Annotated in this window: 13 protein-coding genes; 5 read left to right on the top strand and 8 right to left on the bottom strand. The window is 60.6% G+C overall.

What is annotated here, in order from left to right; genetic code table 11:
- The first annotated feature begins 1 nt into the window (after nt 1).
- A complete protein-coding gene (locus B5495_RS00775) occupies nt 2–739 on the top strand; it encodes an RNA methyltransferase (protein WP_079550484.1) in 738 nt (245 codons plus the stop codon).
- 22 nt (nt 740–761) lie between these two features.
- Here B5495_RS00775 and B5495_RS00770 read toward each other — a convergent pair whose 3' ends face one another.
- On the bottom strand, nt 762–2,108 hold the full coding sequence (locus B5495_RS00770) for a Na+/H+ antiporter family protein (protein WP_079550483.1): 1,347 nt from the start codon (nt 2,106–2,108) through the stop codon (nt 762–764).
- 236 nt (nt 2,109–2,344) lie between these two features.
- Here B5495_RS00770 and B5495_RS00765 point away from each other — a divergent pair, with 236 nt between their 5' ends.
- Nucleotides 2,345–3,886 (top strand): cation:proton antiporter domain-containing protein, encoded by a 1,542-nt coding sequence (locus B5495_RS00765; RefSeq protein WP_079550481.1) that lies wholly within the window; start codon nt 2,345–2,347, stop codon nt 3,884–3,886.
- Between the two features lie 102 nt (nt 3,887–3,988).
- On the opposite strand, the gene B5495_RS00760 is transcribed toward B5495_RS00765, so the two are convergent.
- The 6 genes from B5495_RS00760 to hmpA form a co-directional block, all read right to left on the bottom strand.
- Nucleotides 3,989–4,801 (bottom strand): peptidylprolyl isomerase, encoded by an 813-nt coding sequence (locus B5495_RS00760; RefSeq protein ID WP_079554831.1) that lies wholly within the window; start codon nt 4,799–4,801, stop codon nt 3,989–3,991.
- 60 nt (nt 4,802–4,861) lie between these two features.
- Nucleotides 4,862–5,545, bottom strand: coding sequence for a respiratory nitrate reductase subunit gamma (narI, locus tag B5495_RS00755; protein ID WP_079550479.1), 684 nt, complete (start codon nt 5,543–5,545; stop codon nt 4,862–4,864).
- Nucleotides 5,546–5,557: 12 nt separating this feature from the next.
- Nucleotides 5,558–6,361: a nitrate reductase molybdenum cofactor assembly chaperone gene (gene narJ, locus B5495_RS00750; protein ID WP_079550477.1), complete on the bottom strand. Its 804-nt coding sequence runs from the start codon at nt 6,359–6,361 to the stop codon at nt 5,558–5,560.
- Nucleotides 6,354–7,931: a nitrate reductase subunit beta gene (narH, locus tag B5495_RS00745; RefSeq protein ID WP_079550475.1), complete on the bottom strand. Its 1,578-nt coding sequence runs from the start codon at nt 7,929–7,931 to the stop codon at nt 6,354–6,356. The genes narJ and narH overlap by 8 nt, the downstream gene beginning before the upstream one ends.
- Nucleotides 7,928–11,704 (bottom strand): nitrate reductase subunit alpha, encoded by a 3,777-nt coding sequence (locus B5495_RS00740; protein WP_079550473.1) that lies wholly within the window; start codon nt 11,702–11,704, stop codon nt 7,928–7,930. The genes narH and B5495_RS00740 overlap by 4 nt, the downstream gene beginning before the upstream one ends.
- Nucleotides 11,705–11,901: 197 nt before the next feature.
- The gene (hmpA, locus tag B5495_RS00735; RefSeq protein ID WP_079550470.1) at nt 11,902–13,071 is read right to left on the bottom strand and encodes an NO-inducible flavohemoprotein; all 1,170 of its coding nucleotides are present in this window, start codon (nt 13,069–13,071) and stop codon (nt 11,902–11,904) included.
- Nucleotides 13,072–13,321: 250 nt separating this feature from the next.
- Here hmpA and B5495_RS00730 point away from each other — a divergent pair, with 250 nt between their 5' ends.
- Both B5495_RS00730 and B5495_RS00725 read left to right on the top strand, forming a co-directional pair.
- Entirely contained in the window at nt 13,322–13,768 is a 447-nt protein-coding gene (locus tag B5495_RS00730; protein ID WP_079550468.1) for an RrF2 family transcriptional regulator, read from the top strand.
- A 138-nt stretch (nt 13,769–13,906) separates the two neighbouring features.
- Nucleotides 13,907–15,325 carry an IS1380 family transposase gene (locus tag B5495_RS00725; protein ID WP_079550466.1) on the top strand — a complete coding sequence of 473 codons (1,419 nt, stop codon included), beginning with the start codon at nt 13,907–13,909 and terminating at the stop codon, nt 15,323–15,325.
- A gap of 233 nt (nt 15,326–15,558) precedes the next feature.
- Here the strand turns inward: B5495_RS00725 and B5495_RS00720 are convergent, their stop codons facing one another.
- Nucleotides 15,559–15,747 carry a TRAP transporter large permease subunit gene (locus B5495_RS00720; RefSeq protein WP_079550464.1) on the bottom strand — a complete coding sequence of 63 codons (189 nt, stop codon included), beginning with the start codon at nt 15,745–15,747 and terminating at the stop codon, nt 15,559–15,561.
- A 68-nt stretch (nt 15,748–15,815) separates the two neighbouring features.
- Between B5495_RS00720 and B5495_RS00715 the strand changes: the two genes are divergently transcribed.
- Nucleotides 15,816–17,234 (top strand): IS1380 family transposase, encoded by a 1,419-nt coding sequence (locus B5495_RS00715; protein WP_079550256.1) that lies wholly within the window; start codon nt 15,816–15,818, stop codon nt 17,232–17,234.
- Nucleotides 17,235–17,364 lie beyond the last annotated feature (130 nt).

Here is a 17,364-nt window from a genome sequence, read left to right as displayed (position 1 = left end):
TGTGCTTTCCAACATCCGCATTGTGCTGGTGCAAACGTTTCACCCCGGCAATATCGGCGCCGCTGCCCGCGCCATGAAAACCATGGGCCTGACCGAGCTGACGCTGGTCAACCCACGCGCCTTTCCCGACGATGAAGCGACCCGGCTAGCCGCAGGTGCCACCGACGTGCTGGACAACGCCCGCGTGGTGGACTCGCTGAGTGAGGCCGTTGACGACTGCGTGCAGGTAATTGGCGCCAGCGCTCGGCTGCGCCACCTGCCGCTGCCCCACTTTGATGAACCCGACACCATGGCCCAAAGCGCGCTGGGCAATGCCCGTAGCGCACCGGTTGCGCTGGTGTTCGGCCGCGAGCGCTCGGGGCTGACCAACGATGAAATCTGCTGCTGCACGCATCAGGTCAGCATTCCGGCCAACCCCGACTACGGTATTCTAAACCTGTCCCAGGCGGTGCAGATTCTGGCTTATGAAGTGCATCGCGCTTGGCGCACCCAACGCGGCAGCGAATTTGCCTATCAGGCACCGACCCAGGCCACACCGCCCACCCGCGAGCAGTTTGAGCATTTTCAGCAACACCTGCATAAGGTGATGCAGCACAGCGGCTTTTTGACCCAGCCCCACGCGCGCACCGAAGAGCAGCTGCAGGCGCTGTTTGCCCGCGCCGAGCCCAGCCGCAAGGAGCTTTCGCTGCTGCGCGGGCTGTTGAGCGCGCTTGAACCCGGCGACCCGCAAGATGCCTGACTCGGCACATTTCAACAAAAGCCTAGAGCATCATCGCGGCCGTCCAGCCAAAGGCGATCATCGGCAGGTTGTAGTGCAGGAAGGTCGGCACCACGCTGCCCATGATGTGGTCGTGCTGGCCGTCAACGTTCAGCCCGGAAGTGGGCCCGAGGGTCGAATCCGAGGCCGGCGACCCGGCATCGCCCAAAGCCGCCGCGGTGCCCACCAGCACGGTAGTGGCCAAGGGTGAAAAGCCGAACTGCACCGCCAGCGGCACGAAAATCGCGGCAATAATCGGAATCGTCGAAAACGACGAGCCAATGCCCAGGGTAATAAACAGCCCCACCAGCAGCATGGCAATCGCCGCCAAGCCGCGGTTGTCGCCAAACAGCGCAAAGGCGCCCTGCACCAGCGCATCGATCTCGCCGGTGGTTTTCATCACCTCGGCAAAGCCGGCGGCGGAGATCATGATAAAGCCGATCAGCGCCATCATGCGCATGCCGCTGGTGAAGAGATCGTCCGCCTCGCGCCACTTGAAAATACCGCTCAGCGACAGGATCGCAATCCCTACCAGACCGCCAAGGATCATCGAGCCGCTGTAAAGCTGCAGCCCCAGTGCGGCCAGAATCGCCAGCCCCGACATGGCAAGCCCCATCGCGCTGGGGCGGGGAGCCGAGTGGCCCTCATGCGTGGTGCTATCGGCCACCTCAAGCGCTTGATAGTCGCGCGGCCGGCGGTAGCTGATAAACACCGCCACCGCGAGCCCCACGGCCATGCCGCTCACGGGCACCGCCATGGCCAGCGGCAGCATACCGCGGGTAATTTCCAGGCCCAGCGGCGCGCCGGCGCTATTGATATTAGCCAGCAGAATATCGTTCAAAAAAATCGCGCCAAAGCCCACCGGCAGCATCATGTACGGCGCGGTCAGGCCAAACGTCAACGCGCAGGCAATCGCCCGGCGGTCAAGCCTGAGCTGGTTCATCACCTTCAATAGCGGCGGAATCAGAATCGGAATAAACGCAATGTGCACGGGGATCAGGTTTTGGGATGAAATTGCCACCAGCAGCACCGCAACCAGCAGCAGCATTTTGACCCGCGCCCGACGCGCCGCATCGGCTTCCTGGCCGAGCATGGCGATCAGGCGTTGGGCCAGCATGTCCGGCAGGCCGGAGCGCGAAATGGCCACGGCAAAAGCCCCCAGCGTGGCGTAGGCGAGCGCCACCTGGGCTCCGCCGCCCACGCCTTCATTAAAGGCGTTTAGCGTTTGCTCAAGCGTCAGCCCGCCGGCGATACCGCCCACCAGCGCCCCCAGCACCAGAGCAAACACCACCGACACGCGCGCAAGCGCGAGCGCCACCATGACAAGTACGGCAAGAATTACAGCGTTCATCGAAAATATCCAGAAGCATCAAGATTGAAAGAAAGGCGCCCGATTTTAGCAGATAAAACGCGCCGGGCCGCTGGCGTTCAGGTCAAGAGACGTTAAAATGCCAGCATAATACTGCCATTTTTTATCGGGTCACGAAGACCGCCGCGCTTTCAAGGAGATCACCGCCACCATGCCCCACGCCACTACGTTCGCCAGAGCTGCGTTAGCCAGAGCCGTTGACACGTCAGGCCTCACGCATGCTTGAAGTCGTTACCCTTTCGTTCGCCTTCGTGTTCGGCATTCTGGTCAGACAAATCGGGCTTCCGCCGCTGGTAGGATTTCTGGGCGCGGGCTTTGCTCTCAATGCTTACGGCCCCATGGTCGGCCTGCCAAGCGATGCCGGACCGATTCTGGAGCACACCGCGCACCTCGGCGTATTGCTGCTGCTGTTTACCATCGGACTCAAGCTCAATATCAAGAATCTGTTCGAGCCCGTGGTGCTCGGCAGCGCTTTTGCCCACCTGCTGATCAGCGGCAGCGTGTTTACCGCCGGGTTTGCCTGGCTGGCCGGCCTGCCCCTTGAAACCGCTATTTTGCTCTCGATTGCACTGTCATTTTCCAGCACGGTGCTGGCCGCCAAGGTGTTGGAAAGCAAAGGCGAACTGCGTGCTTTTCACGGCCGGATTGCTATCGGCATTCTGGTGATGCAGGATTTGATCGCGCTGGCCGTGCTCAGCGTTTACAGCGGGCAGACGCCTTCGATCTGGGCACTCTGGGTGCTGGCACTGCCGCTATTGCGTCCGCTGTTTTACTGGCTGATGAAAGTCGCAGCCCACGACGAACTGCTGGTGCTGATGGGCGTGGTACTGGCCGTAGCCGCCGGCGGAATGGGCTTTCAGGCGGTCGGCTTGAGCTCTGAAGTGGGCGCGCTGGCCATGGGGCTGGTGCTCTCCCAGCACCCGCGTGCCCAGGAGCTGTCCCAGGCGCTGTGGGGCATCAAGGAAGTGTTTCTGATCAGCTTTTTTCTGCAGATCGGCATGTCTGGCCTGCCCGACGCCAAGGCGCTGATGTTCGCCGCCATCATGGCGCTGCTGCTGCCGCTGAAAGGCGCGCTGTTTTCCGCCCTGCTCATTGCGTTTCGGGTACGCGCGCGCAACGCTTTTCTCGGCGGGCTCAGCCTTGCCGCGTACAGCGAGTTCGGTTTGATTGTCGCCGCCAGCATCCTTGAGGAGTGGCTGGTGCCGTTGGCGGTGACCGTAGCACTGTCGTTTGTGATTGCCGCTCCGGCCAACCGCTTTGCCCACGCGCTGTTCGACCGCTGGGAAAAGTACCTGGTGCGCTTTGAGACCGACACCCGTCACCCCGACGAGCAGCCCGCTGACCTGGGCGATGCCAACGTGCTGGTGCTGGGCATGGGGCGTACCGGAAGCGCCGCCTACGACTTTTTTGTCGAGCAGGGGGTTAGCGTTATAGGCCTCGATTCGGACCCCAATAAAGCGGGTCAGGAAGCGCGTCATGTACTCTACGCCGACGTCGAAGACGCCGGCTTCTGGCATCACTTGGACATGGCGCAGCTGAAAGCCGTGACGCTGGCCATGCCTACTATCGAAAGCAAGCTGATGGCCGCCCAGCAGCTGAGAAAAGGCGGGTTTCACGGCAATATTATCGCCGGGCTGCACTTTCAAGATGAAGAAGAGCCGCTCAAGGCCGCGGGTGTGGATCACACCTACCTGCTGATGTCCGGTGCGGGCATCGGCATTGCCGAGAAAACCTGCGAATGCCTCAAGGCCTCCGCCTAGCGCGGCAGCTTTACTCAGCGTCATCGCTGAAAAAGCCCCGCAACGTGCGGTCACGTTCGGGGCTTGAGTCTTGTCAACAGCGGTACGACAAACGCTCGCAGTTTAGCGCATCAGACTGCCGCCGCTGTCCTCGTCCAGCGTTACCCCGGCCACGCCGATCTCGCTTTCCAGCGCCAGCAGGTAATGGCGCAGGCCGCGCCTGGTGGCCTGTTCGAGCAGGCTGAGACGCACCTGCTCGGCCACCGCCTCATACGGCAGCTGGCGGCTTTCTTCGCGCGCGTCGACCCACACCAAATGCCAGCCATAGCGCGACGCCAGTGGACGTTCGTGAAGCCCTTCCGGCAGGTGCTTGAGCGCCCGATCCAGCTCGGCCACGGTTTGCCCCGGCAACAGCCAACCAAGCTCGCCACCGGCGTCTTTTGACGGGCAGGCCGAATAGCGCTGGGCCAGCTCGGTCATACGCTCGGGGTGCGCTGACAGCTGCTCAAGCAGATCAACCCCCAGATGGTATTGCGCATCGCGCGCCTTGGCGTCATCCGGCGGCGCTGACAGCAGGATATGTCGCACGCTAAGCTGCTCCGGCTGGCTGAAGCGCTCGGGATGTATGGCATAAAAGCGCTCGCAGTCGTCTTTCCCGGGCTCGGGTACCGCAAGCTCCTGCTCCAACAGCTCGGCGATGGCGTCGTTATCAGCGTCGCTGTCCGCAGGCGTTAGCCCTATCTGCTGCGCACGCTGGTGTAAAAGCTCGCGCACGACCAGCGCTCGGGCGGCTTTCAGCTGGGCGCTGCCGGCGCTATCGGCCGGGTGATACTGCATCTCAGCAGCGATGTCTGCCTCGTTGATCTCGCGATTGCCAACGACCACCGGCGGCGGCGTTTGCTTTCCGGGCAGCTCTTCAATATCAATCATCTGTATGGACATGCGTATCCCTCTCTACCTGCTTCAACCGTCTGCATCTGCATCAACCGTTTGCTATCAGCCTCTTTTGCGTACCAACTGGTAGCGCCGCGTGACGTAGCCGAACGGTACGCTCCAGACGTGTACCAGACGGGTAAAGGGAAACAGCAGAATAATGGTCAGCCCCAAAAACACGTGCAGCTTGTAGATCCATGACACATCGGCCATGTAATCCGCCGCACCGCCGCTGAAGAACACGATGGACTGCGCCCACGACGCCAGGGTCAGCATCATTTCGCCGTCCAGGTGACCCAACGAGACAAACACGGTGATCACGCCAAGCGCTGCCTGCAGCACCAGAATCCCCAGAATCAGCGTATCCATGGTGCTGGAAGACGCCTTGACACGGGCATTGTACAGTCGCCGATAAAGCAGCATGCCGCCGCCGATCAGTACCATCACGCCGGCAATACCGCCGATCACAATGGCAATAATCTGTTTGGCGCTGGCGCTGATAAACGGCGCATAGATCCAGTGCGGCGTGAGCATACCGAACAGGTGGCCAAAAAAGATCACCAGAATGCCGATATGAAACACGTTGCTGGCCACACGCATGTTCTTTGACGAAAGCATCTGACTGGAGCCGGTTTTCCACGTGTACTGCCCGTGATCAAAGCGCATCAGGCTGCCCACCAGAAACACCGTACCGGCCAGATACGGATAGTAGCCATAGATCAGGTGCTGCAAGTATTCGATAAACATGGCGTATCTCCTTTAGCGGGCGGACGAACCGGACGGCATGATGTTAACGGGGTCACTGGGCACCGTCTTCTTGCGCTCGGCAAGGCGGCGGCCTTCGGCCGACTGCAGCGCGCAGTCCTGGTCGGAGTCGGCGGTAAAGGTCACCATTTCCTCTTCCCAGACGGCGTCCAGCGCTTCAGGGGTGTCGTCGGGTTCCTCGGCTTGGGCCGCAGCGCGGTGGTTATCAACGTCGCCCTCGGCGCCAATCAGCGCCAGCAGTGCCAGCGGCACAAGCGCATGATCCGCTTCGCGCTCTTCCAGACGGGCGGTCAGCAGCGCCAGAATATGCCGAATTTCCCCCAGCCAGCGGCCTATGTCTGCCTCCCCGCGGGTGGACAGATACTCGAGAAACATCGGCAAATAGTCCGGAAGCTCTCGCGCGTCAAGCTCAAAGCCGGCGTCTTCGTACTCATTCATCAGATCAACCATGGCCTGGCCGCGGTCGCGAGATTCGCCGTGTACGTGCTCGAACAGCAAAAGCGACGTCGCCTTGCCCTTGTCAAACAGCTCGACGTACTCGGCCTGAAGGTCAAGCAGCTCGGCATCGGCCAGGCGCTGACACCAGTCCATCAGGCTGCGCCGGTGCGCTGCCGCCCAGCGGCGCTCGGCGTGAATAATCTCGATCATCTCACCCGCCGCCTGCTGTAGCTCGACGGTTGGGTAGTCCAGCAACCGCGCCAGCACGCGCAGACAAAGCATGCCTTCCGGGGCCACCGGTGCCTCATCGGCACCGGTGGGAACAGCCCCTGGCGTATATATCTCAGCGGCGTTACTCATGGGGCACCTCCAGCTTGGTTTCCGCCGGCGCGTTTTCCTGCGGATCGTACACGTCCACCGGCTTGACCAGCGTCGAGGTGGTCGAGCTGCCGTTAAACAGGCTCGGCTCGCTTTCACCGTGACAGCCGTCGCCGAAGCTAAAGCCGCAGCCGCCGCGCTCGGGGAAGGCCTCGGTGGCCATTTCGCGGTGGCTGGTGGGAATCACGAAGCGGTCTTCGTAGTTGGCAATCGCCAGGTAGCGGTACATGTCTTCCACCTGGGCTTCGGTCAGCCCTACTTCTTTGAGCACTGCAACGTCGGGATTGCCCTCAACGTGCTTGCCGCGCATGTAAACGCGCATCGCCATCAGGCGTTTGAGCGCCAGCACGACCGGCGCTTCTTCACCGGCGGTGAGCATGTTAGCCAGGTATTTGACCGGAATACGCAGCGATTCGATCTTGGGCAGAATGCCGTCAAACTCGACGTCACCGGCCTCGGCAGCGGACTGGATCGGCGACAGCGGCGGCACGTACCAGACCATCGGCAGCGTGCGGTATTCCGGGTGCAGCGGCAGCGCCAGCCCCCAGTCCATCGCCAGCTTGTAGACCGGCGATTCCTGCGCGGCCTTGATGACGTTGTCCATGATGCCGTCTTTCTTCGCCTGAGCGATGACCTCGGGGTCGTGCGGATCGAGGAAAATTTCGCGCTGGCGGTGGTACAGATCGCGCTCGTCCGGGGTGCTGGCGACCTCTTCGATACGGTCGGCGTCGTAAAGCATCACACCCAGGTAGCGAATCCGGCCCACGCAGGTTTCCGAGCACACCGTCGGCTGACCGGACTCGATGCGCGGATAGCAGAAAGTGCACTTCTCGGATTTACCCGACTTCCAGTTGTAGTAAATCTTCTTGTACGGGCAGCCGGAAATACACATCCGCCAGCCGCGGCACTTGTCCTGATCGATCAGCACAATGCCGTCTTCTTCGCGCTTGTAAATCGCACCGCTCGGGCACGCCGCCACGCAGGTGGGGTTCAGGCAGTGCTCGCAAAGCCTGGGCAGATACATCATGAAGGTGTTTTCAAACTGGCCGTAAATGTCGGCCTGCACCTTCTCGAAGTTCATGTCCTTGCGCCGCTTGGCAAACTCGGTGCCCAGAATCTCTTCCCAGTTGGGGCCCCATTCGATCTTTTTCATGCGCTTGCCGGAAATCAGCGAACGCGGCCGCGCAGTGGGCTGGTGCTCGCCCTGCTTGGCGTTGTGCAGGTGCTGGTAGTCGAAAGTGAACGGCTCGTAGTAGTCGTCGATTTCGGGCAGATCGGGGTTGGCAAAAATATTCGCCAGTACCCGCCACTTACCGCCGATGCGCGGCGTGATCTTGCCGTTTTTGCCGCGCATCCAGCCGCCTTTCCATTTGTTCTGGTTTTCCCATTCCTTGGGATAACCGATGCCGGGCTTGGTCTCGACGTTGTTAAACCAAGCGTACTCGACGCCTTCGCGGCTGGTCCAGACGTTTTTACACGTCACTGAACAAGTGTGACAGCCGATGCACTTGTCGAGGTTCAAGACCATGCCTACCTGGGAGCGAATTTTCATTTCACGGCCTCCTGAACGTAGTCGTTATTCTCGCCGTCGAGCCAATCGATGTTTTTCATCCGGCGTACCAGCACAAACTCATCACGGTTGGAGCCCACGGTGCCGTAGTAGTTAAAGCTGTAAGACAGCTGCGCGTAGCCGCCGATCATGTGCGTCGGTTTGGGGCACACCCGCGTCACCGAGTTATGAATACCGCCACGCGTACCGGTGACCTCGGAGCCGGGAATGTTCACGATCCGCTCCTGGGCGTGATACATCATCGCCATGCCGTTTTTCACCCGCTGGCTAACCACCGCCCGTGCGGCAATCGCGCCGTTGGCGTTGTAGGCTTCGATCCAGTCGTTATCTTCCACGCCGATAGACTGGGCGTCGTCTTCCGACATCCACACAATCGGCCCGCCCCGGGATAGCGTCTGCATCAGCAGGTTGTCAGAGTAGGTTGAGTGAATCCCCCACTTCTGGTGCGGCGTCAGGAAGTTGAGCGCAATTTCCGGGTTACCGTTACCCTGCGGCTCAGAAACGCTGGCCGCCGCCTTGGTGTCGATGGGCGGGCGATACACCAGCAGGCTTTCACCAAAAGCACGCATCCAGGGGTGATCCTGATACAGCTGCTGGCGGCCGCTCATCGTGCGCCACGGAATAAACTCATGGACGTTGGTGTAACCGGCGTTGTAAGACACGTGCTCATCTTCAAGGCCCGACCAGGTGGGACTGGAGATAATCTTGCGCGGCTGAGCGACGACATCGCGGAAGCGGATCTTCTCGTCTTCCTTCGGCTTCGCCAGGTGGGTATGGTCGCGGCCGGTGATTTTCGACAACGCCCCCCAAGCTTTTACCGCCACCTGACCGTTGGTTTCCGGTGCCAGCGTGAGGATCATTTCGGCGGCGTCAATAGCGCTTTCCAAAAGCGGCTGGCCTTTGGCCGGGCCGTCCAGCTTGCAGTGGTTGAGCTTGCCCAGCAGCTCGATTTCCGACTTGGTTTCCCAACCGATGCCCTTGCCGCCGTTACCCACGTTTTCCAGCAGCGGGCCTACCGAGGTAAAGCGTTCGTAGGTTTCCGGATAGTTGCGCTTAACCTCGATCAGGCTGGGCATTGTCTCGCCGGGGATGGGGTCACACTCGCCCTTTTTCCAGTCGAGCACGGCGGCTTGTGCCAGTTCCCCGGGGGAGTCGTGCTGCATGGGCAGCGTGACCAGATCGGTTTCTTCGCCCAGGTGCCCGACACAGACCCTGGAGAACGTCTTGGCGATGCCCTTGTAGATTTCCCAGTCGCTGCGCGATTCCCACGCCGGATCCGTCGCCGCGGTCAGCGGGTGGATGAACGGGTGCATGTCCGAGGTATTGAGGTCGTTTTTCTCGTACCAGGTGGCGGTGGGCAGCACGATGTCAGAATACAGGCAGGTGGTGGACATACGGAAGTCCAGCGTTACCAGCAAGTCGACTTTGCCTTCGGGCGCATCGTCGTGCCACTTGACCTCTTCGGGCTTGTGCTCGCCGGCGTCGCCCAGGTTTTTGCCCTGAATGCCGTGGCGCGTACCCAGCAGGTACTTGAGCATGTATTCATGCCCTTTACCCGAGCTACCCAGCAGGTTGGAACGCCAGATGAACATGTTGCGCGGGAAGTTCTTGGGGTTATCCGGGTCTTCCGCAGCGAAGGCCAACTTGCCGTTTTTCAGCTGTTCCACCACGTAGTCCGCGGTGCCCATGCCGGCTTTTTCAGCGGCACCGGCCAGATGCAGCGGGTTGGTGGTCAGCTGCGGCGCGGACGGCAGCCAGCCCATGCGCTCGGCGCGCACGTTATAGTCGATCAGGTTGCCGGAATAATCTTCGGCTTTGGCCAGCGGGGACAACAGCTCCTTGATTTCGAGCTTTTCGTAGCGCCACTGGCTGGAGTGGTTGTAGAAAAACGAGGTGCCGTTCATGTGGCGCGGCGGGCGCTGCCAGTCGAGGCCGAAGGCCAGCGGCGTCCAGCCGGTTTGCGGACGCAGCTTTTCCTGACCCACGTAGTGCGACCAGCCGCCGCCGGTCTGACCGATACAGCCGCACATGATCAGCATGTTGATCAGGCCGCGGTAGTTCATGTCCATGTGGTACCAGTGGTTCATGCCGGCACCCACGATGATCATCGAGCGACCGCTGGTTTTATGCGCGTTGTCGGCAAATTCCCGGGCGATACGGATGGCCTGATCAGCGGACACGCCGGTGATTTTTTCCTGCCACGCCGGCGTGTACGGCCGGATCTGGCTATAGTCCGTCGCACCGTCGTCTTCGCCCTCAGCACCAAAGCCGCGATCAATGCCGTAGTTGGCACACATCAGGTCAAACACGGTGACCATCAGCACGTCGCTGCCGTCGGCCTTTTTGACGCGCTTTACCGGCAGGCTGTGGTAGACGATTTCATCGTGGACGCCTTCGTTTTTCACGCTTTCAAAGTGCTTGTGTTCGATGCCGCCAAAATACGGAAACGCCACCCGCGCTACGTCGTCATGGCTCTTGGCCATGCTCAGTAGCGGTGCCAGCTCGGCACCGTCAGCGTCCAGCGATTCCAGGTTCCACTTGCCAACATTGGCGTCGTCTTCGCCCCAGCGGAAACCGATCGAACCGCGGGGGACGACGATCTGGTCGCGGGCCTCGTCCCACACCAGCGTTTTCCACTCGGGGTTATTGTCCTGACCCAGGCTCGCTTCAAAATCGCTGGCGCGCATTTGCCGGCCCGCCGCGTAGCTGCCGTCTTCGCGGGGCTCAAGCTCGACCAGACACGGCATATCGGTATAGCGGCGCACGTACTCGGTAAAGTAGGGACTCGGATTCTCGAGGTGAAATTCCTTGAGAATCACGTGGCCCATGGCCATGGCAAGCGCGGCGTCGGTGCCCTGCTTGGCAGAAAGCCATTCGTCGGTGAGCTTGGAGACTTCGGAGTAATCAGGGCATATCGAGACGGTTTTGGTGCCCTTGTAGCGCACTTCGGTGAAGAAATGCGCATCCGGCGTGCGCGTTTGCGGCACGTTGGAGCCCCAGGCGATGATGTAGCCGGAGTTGTACCAGTCGGCGGATTCCGGGACGTCGGTCTGCTCGCCCCAGGTTTGCGGGCTGGCCGGCGGCAAATCGCAGTACCAGTCGTAAAACGACAGATTAACCCCGCCGATCAGCGACAGGTAGCGCGCGCCGGAGGCGTAGGAAATCATCGACATGGCGGGAATCGGCGAAAAGCCGACAATGCGGTCCGGGCCGTACTGCTTGGCGGTGTAGACGTTGGAAGCGGCGATGATTTCGTTGAGCTCATCCCAGTCCGCACGGACAAAACCGCCCATGCCCCGGGCGCGCTTGTATTGCTTGGTGGAGGCCGGGTCTTCGACAATCGCCGCCCAGGCATCAACCGGATCTTTCTTGTCCGCCAGCGCCTTGCGCCAAAGTTCCAGCAGCGGCCTTCTGACCAGCGGGTATTTGAGGCGGTTGGCGCTGTACATGTACCACGAATAGCTGGCACCGCGCGGGCAGCCACGAGGTTCGTGGTTGGGCAGATCCGGGCGTGTGCGGGGGTAGTCGGTCTGCTGGGTTTCCCAGGTGACCAGGCCATTCTTGACGTAGATTTTCCAGCTGCACGAGCCGGTGCAGTTCACACCGTGGGTGGAGCGCACGACCTTATCGTGCTGCCAGCGGCGGCGGTAGCTGTCTTCCCATTTACGCGACTCCTGGCGCAGCTCGCCGTGGTCGTCGGCAAAAGGCTCGCGGGCCTTGCGGAAAAAATTCAGCCGGTCAATGAAATGACTCATGGTCGATCTCCCTGGCTTTAAGTAAAAGCAATCACCTGATAACAGGCACCTTGGGATCGATATTGAAGGATTAGAGCGCTAATTTCTGCCCGGTTACCTCCATATAATCACCCCCTACCACTTAGGGGATAGGGGGTGAAAAAGACGGCTGAACAGCAGAATAAAAACGAGCATCACGCTGACGGCGACACCATTGACTACGCGGCGGTCAGGTCTTGGGCGGGGCCGAAATATTCGTAGTGGCGATGAGTGTCGGGCACGCCCAGCCGCTCAAGCCCCTGATTCACCGCGGCCATAAAGCCGTGCGGGCCAACAAAGTAGCAGCGCGCCTGCGGCGTGACGTAAGTGGCCAGCAGCGCATCGTTAATCCGCCCCTGATGGTCGGCTGCGTCGCCTGTCTCGTACACGGTGACGTTTTTCAGCGTTTGTGGATACGCCCGGGTCAGTCTTGCCAGCGCGTCACCAAAGGCGTGGTGCTCGGCATCAAGCGCGGCGTGTACGTAGGTCACCTGACGGCCTTCTTCAAGCGCCTGGCGTGCCATGGGCAGAAGCGGGGTCTGGCCGACGCCACCGCTGATAAGCAGCAGCGGCTCGTCGCCCTTGGCCAGGGTGAGCTCGCCGGCCGGCGGCAGCAGTTCCAGCGTATCGCCCACGTCCAGTCGATCGTGGAAATAGCGGCTGGCAAGCCCTTCGGCTTCGCGCTTGATCGACACGCGGTAGCTGCGCCCGTTAGGCACGTCAGACAGACTGTAGTGACGATATACCGGCGTGCCGTCGATAGTGAGCCTGACGCCGATAAACTGCCCCGGCGAATGGGTCGCCACCGGCTGACCGTCTTCGGGCTCAAGCACGAACGAGCGGATGACGCGGCTTTCCTGACGGGTTGCCGCAATCTTGAAACGGCGCGTGCTGCGCCAGCCGCCCGGGCGGTTGGCAAACTCCTGGTAGCGCTGCTCTTCAAGCTCGATCAAAAGCCCGGCCAACTCGTTGTATAGCGCCGTCCAGGCCTCTGCCACTTCGGGCGTTATCGCCTCGCCCAGCTCTTCAGCGATGGCCGCCATCAGGCACTCGCCGACGATAGGATACTGATCCGGCTGAATATCCAGCGATATGTGCTTGTTGACCACGATTTCAAGCGTAGCGCGCGCCGTTTCGGGCGTCTGGCGTAGCTGCACATAGGCCAGAATGGCGCCGGCCAAGGCGCGGGGTTGCCCGCCATCCTGCTGGTGCGCCTGGTTGAACAGCGGTGCCACTTCCGGGTAGCGGGTAAACATCAGGGGATAAAAACGCTGGGTGATTGCGTCAAGGTGTTCGGCTACCACGGGAGCGGTGGCGTCGATGATCTGTTCTTGTGCCTGCGTCAGCATGGCTACCTCTTTTATCAGTCGCCTTCATAAGATGCATTCTAAATGCATGTTTAAATTACCAAGCTTTTCGCTCTTCGGCAATTCACCGCGACAATTCACCGCGACGCTCCGTTGAAACACGCCGGCCAGCGCCCCCGCCGGCTATTCCAAAACAATATGACTAAGTAAAGTGTGCCGCAAAAAAGCAAAACGCGGACAAACATCGTATAATGACGAAACGCTTTTTAACGCTTTTTTGAGGCGGTGTCTTATGCACCTGACGCGCTTTACCGATTACTCCGTTCGCGTGCTGCTGTACCTTGCGGCCAAGGGTGAGCAGCGCTCGACGATCAGCGAAATCGCCGAGACGTTCAATATTTCGCGTAATCACCTGATGAAAATTGTTCAGGAGCTGAATCAAAAAGGCTACCTGAAAGCCATACGCGGCAAGCACGGCGGGCTGTTGCTCAACCGCTCACCGCATAGCATCAGCCTGGGCGCGGTGATTCGCGATACCGAACAGGAAATGGCGCTGGTGGAGTGCTTTCGTGACGACAACGCCTGCGTGATTACCCCCCACTGCCGGCTGCAGCCTATTCTTGCCGAAGCCCTTGATGCGTTTTTGCGCGTGCTCGACGCCTATACCCTGGCGGATCTGCTCGACGGCCGCAGCGCCGAACTCTCCAAGCTGATGAAAATTCCCACCGTCAGCGTTTAGATGCTCTGCCCAAAGAGGTAGCGTCACCACTTCTTATACCTCTAAAGACGTAATACACTGCCCAAGCCATTAGCCCGCCTTATTCACCGGGCTGAGACAGAAAAGAAGATGGCGAGCAGTTTCTCTTGTAGAATCAATATGTTCCTAACCGAACTTGACTCAAGAGGACCACTCGCCATGGGTGAAAGCCTATCCCCCTGGACCCCGTCATGCAACGGGTCCATCCGCGTCGAGCTCAGCGGCCATCGCACCACCAGCGACAGCGGTGCTTTGCTGTTGCGTGAAGCCCTCGACAACAGCGGCATGATCGATGCGCTGGACGACCATCTGGTCGATCATCGCGACCCGGATCGCGTCCGCCACTCGTTAGCCAGCCAGCTGCGTACCCTGGTGCTGCAGCGTTCGATGGGCTGGATCGACCTCAGCGATACCGATACGCTTCGCCGTGACCCGCTCTGGCAGCTAGCCTGCAGTGATGCCCGCGGGACAACGCCGTTGGCTCAGGACCGGCCATCTCAAGCGACGCTGTCGCGGCTGCTGACGTGCCTGGGCCGCGACGACAATATCGATACCGTGCATGAGGGCCTGCTGCGGCTGGCGGTCTGGCGACTGACCTCGCTGAACGGCGGCGAACGCCCCGAGCATCTGACGCTGGACATCGACGGCTTGCCGATCGACGTTCACGGCCACCAGGGCGGTTCGGCGTTTCATGGACTTTACGGGGCCAGAATCTACTCGCCTTTGGTGGCCTCGCTGGCAGAGACCGGCGACATGGTGGGCGGCCTGCTGCGTGAAGGTAACGCCGGCCCAGCCGAGAATGCCGATACCTGGATCCCACATCTGGTGCGGCGACTCAACGAGAGCACCGGGGCCAAGGTCAAGGTGCGCATCGACGCCGGCTTCACCGACAACGACACGCTTGAGGCGCTGGAAGATCGCGACATCGAGTATCTGGGCCGGTTGCGCAGTCATACGGGCCTGCAGACACTGGCAGCGCCACATCTGAAGCGGCCACGCGGCCGGCCCCCCGAGCAACCTCGGGAATGGTGCCATGACCTGGCGTACCAAGCCGGTACCTGGCCGGCGCCGCGGCGCGTGGTGCTGGTGGTACAAGAGCGGCCCGATGATCTGCTGCTGCATGCCTTCTTTTTGGTCACCAATCTCGGCAAGTTCGACTGGCCGCCGGAAAAGGTCCTGGCGCTTTATCGCAAGCGCGGCAGCGCCGAAGCCCACATGGGCGAGGTGAAGTCGTCGCTCGATATGCATCTCTCCTCGACTGATCGCGGTGTCTCCACCGTCCAGGACGTCATGGCCCGCAACGAGGTAAACCTGCTGCTGACTCTCTGCGCTTATCAGGTGCTACACGGGCTGCGTTGCCTGTTGGAACGACAGACCCGGCAGGGCTGGAGCCTGAAGCGGATGCGCGAGCAGGTGCTCAAGGTGGCCGCCACGCTGACAGTGCACGCCCGGCGTATCACCGTGCACCTCGGCGATGCCGCCGACAAATGGTGGCCATCCTTACTGAAGGGGTTGCCGCGGCTGACGGCATTGACCTGACACGTCGCATTACTCAGCCTTTTCCAGCAGACAAAACGGCCACTATGGAGGCCGACGACCACGGCTGCGCCGTCACTCGAAACCAATGAACTTCAGTTATAAATATCACGGCATTGATACGATAAAGCTATGTGCTAATCGGCTACTCAGCGACCGTATGACATAAAAGCCGGTCGGTCCCGGTCACCACGGGACGTAAAACGCTCGTTCGGCGTCCTGATGAATAAGGCGGGTTAATCATCTATCCAAAAGAGTGTCAGGCTGGGAATATAAGTAATTAATAACAGTCCAATAAGTGACATCAAGAGGAATGGAAGCACTCCCAGAGATATTTTGCCAAGTGGTAAACGTGTAATATTTGCAGCAACAAAAAGATTAATGCCTACAGGAGGCGTTATAAGTCCAATGGACAGGGCTGTCATCAGCCCGCCTAATTCACCGGGCTGAGACAGAAAAGAAGATGGCGAGCAGTTTCTCTTGTAGAATCAAGATGTTCCTGAACGAACACAATTCAAGAGGACCACTCGCCATGGGTGAAAGCTTATCCCCCTGGACCCCGTCATGCAACGGGTCCATCCGCGTCGAGCTCAGCGGCCATCGCACCACCAGCGACAGCGGTGCTTTGCTGTTGCGTGAAGCCCTCGACAACAGCGGCATGATCGATGCGCTGGACGACCATCTGGTCGATCACCGCGACCCGGATCGCGTCCGCCACTCGTTAGCCAGCCAGCTGCGTACCCTGGTGCTGCAGCGTTCGATGGGCTGGATCGACCTCAGCGATACCGATACGCTTCGCCGTGACCCGCTCTGGCAGCTAGCCTGCAGTGATGCCCGCGGGACAACGCCGTTGGCTCAGGACCGGCCATCTCAAGCGACGCTGTCGCGGCTGCTGACGTGCCTGGGCCGCGACGACAATATCGATACCGTGCATGAGGGCCTGCTGCGGCTGGCGGTCTGGCGACTGACCTCGCTGAACGGCGGCGAACGCCCCGAGCATCTGACGCTGGACATCGACGGCTTGCCGATCGACGTTCACGGCCACCAGGGCGGTTCGGCGTTTCATGGACTTTACGGGGCCAGAATCTACTCGCCTTTGGTGGCCTCGCTGGCAGAGACCGGCGACATGGTGGGCGGCCTGCTGCGTGAAGGTAACGCCGGCCCAGCCGAGAATGCCGATACCTGGATCCCACATCTGGTGCGGCGACTCAACGAGAGCACCGGGGCCAAGGTCAAGGTGCGCATCGACGCCGGCTTCACCGACAACGACACGCTTGAGGCGCTGGAAGATCGCGACATCGAGTATCTGGGCCGGTTGCGCAGTCATACGGGCCTGCAGACACTGGCAGCGCCACATCTGAAGCGGCCACGCGGCCGGCCCCCCGAGCAACCTCGGGAATGGTGCCATGACCTGGCGTACCAAGCCGGTACCTGGCCGGCGCCGCGGCGCGTGGTGCTGGTGGTACAAGAGCGGCCCGATGATCTGCTGCTGCATGCCTTCTTTTTGGTCACCAATCTCGGCAAGTTCGACTGGCCGCCGGAAAAGGTCCTGGCGCTTTATCGCAAGCGCGGCAGCGCCGAAGCCCACATGGGCGAGGTGAAGTCGTCGCTCGATATGCATCTCTCCTCGACTGATCGCGGTGTCTCCACCGTCCAGGACGTCATGGCCCGCAACGAGGTAAACCTGCTGCTGACTCTCTGCGCTTATCAGGTGCTACACGGGCTGCGTTGCCTGTTGGAACGACAGACCCGGCAGGGCTGGAGCCTGAAGCGGATGCGCGAGCAGGTGCTCAAGGTGGCCGCCACGCTGACAGTGCACGCCCGGCGTATCACCGTGCACCTCGGCGATGCCGCCGACAAATGGTGGCCATCCTTACTGAAGGGGTTGCCGCGGCTGACGGCATTGACCTGACACGTCGCATTACTCAGCCTTTTCCAGCAGACAAAACGGCCACTATGGAGGCCGACGACCACGGCTGCGCCGTCACTCGAAACCAATGAACTTCAGTTATAAATATCACGGCATTGATACGATAAAGCTA

Origin of the sequence: Vreelandella subglaciescola, assembly GCF_900142895.1 — a bacterium.
Classification (GTDB): domain Bacteria; phylum Pseudomonadota; class Gammaproteobacteria; order Pseudomonadales; family Halomonadaceae; genus Vreelandella; species Vreelandella subglaciescola.
The sequence above is the reverse complement of the archived record's forward strand: the minus strand, read 5'-3'. Positions and strand labels throughout refer to the sequence as shown.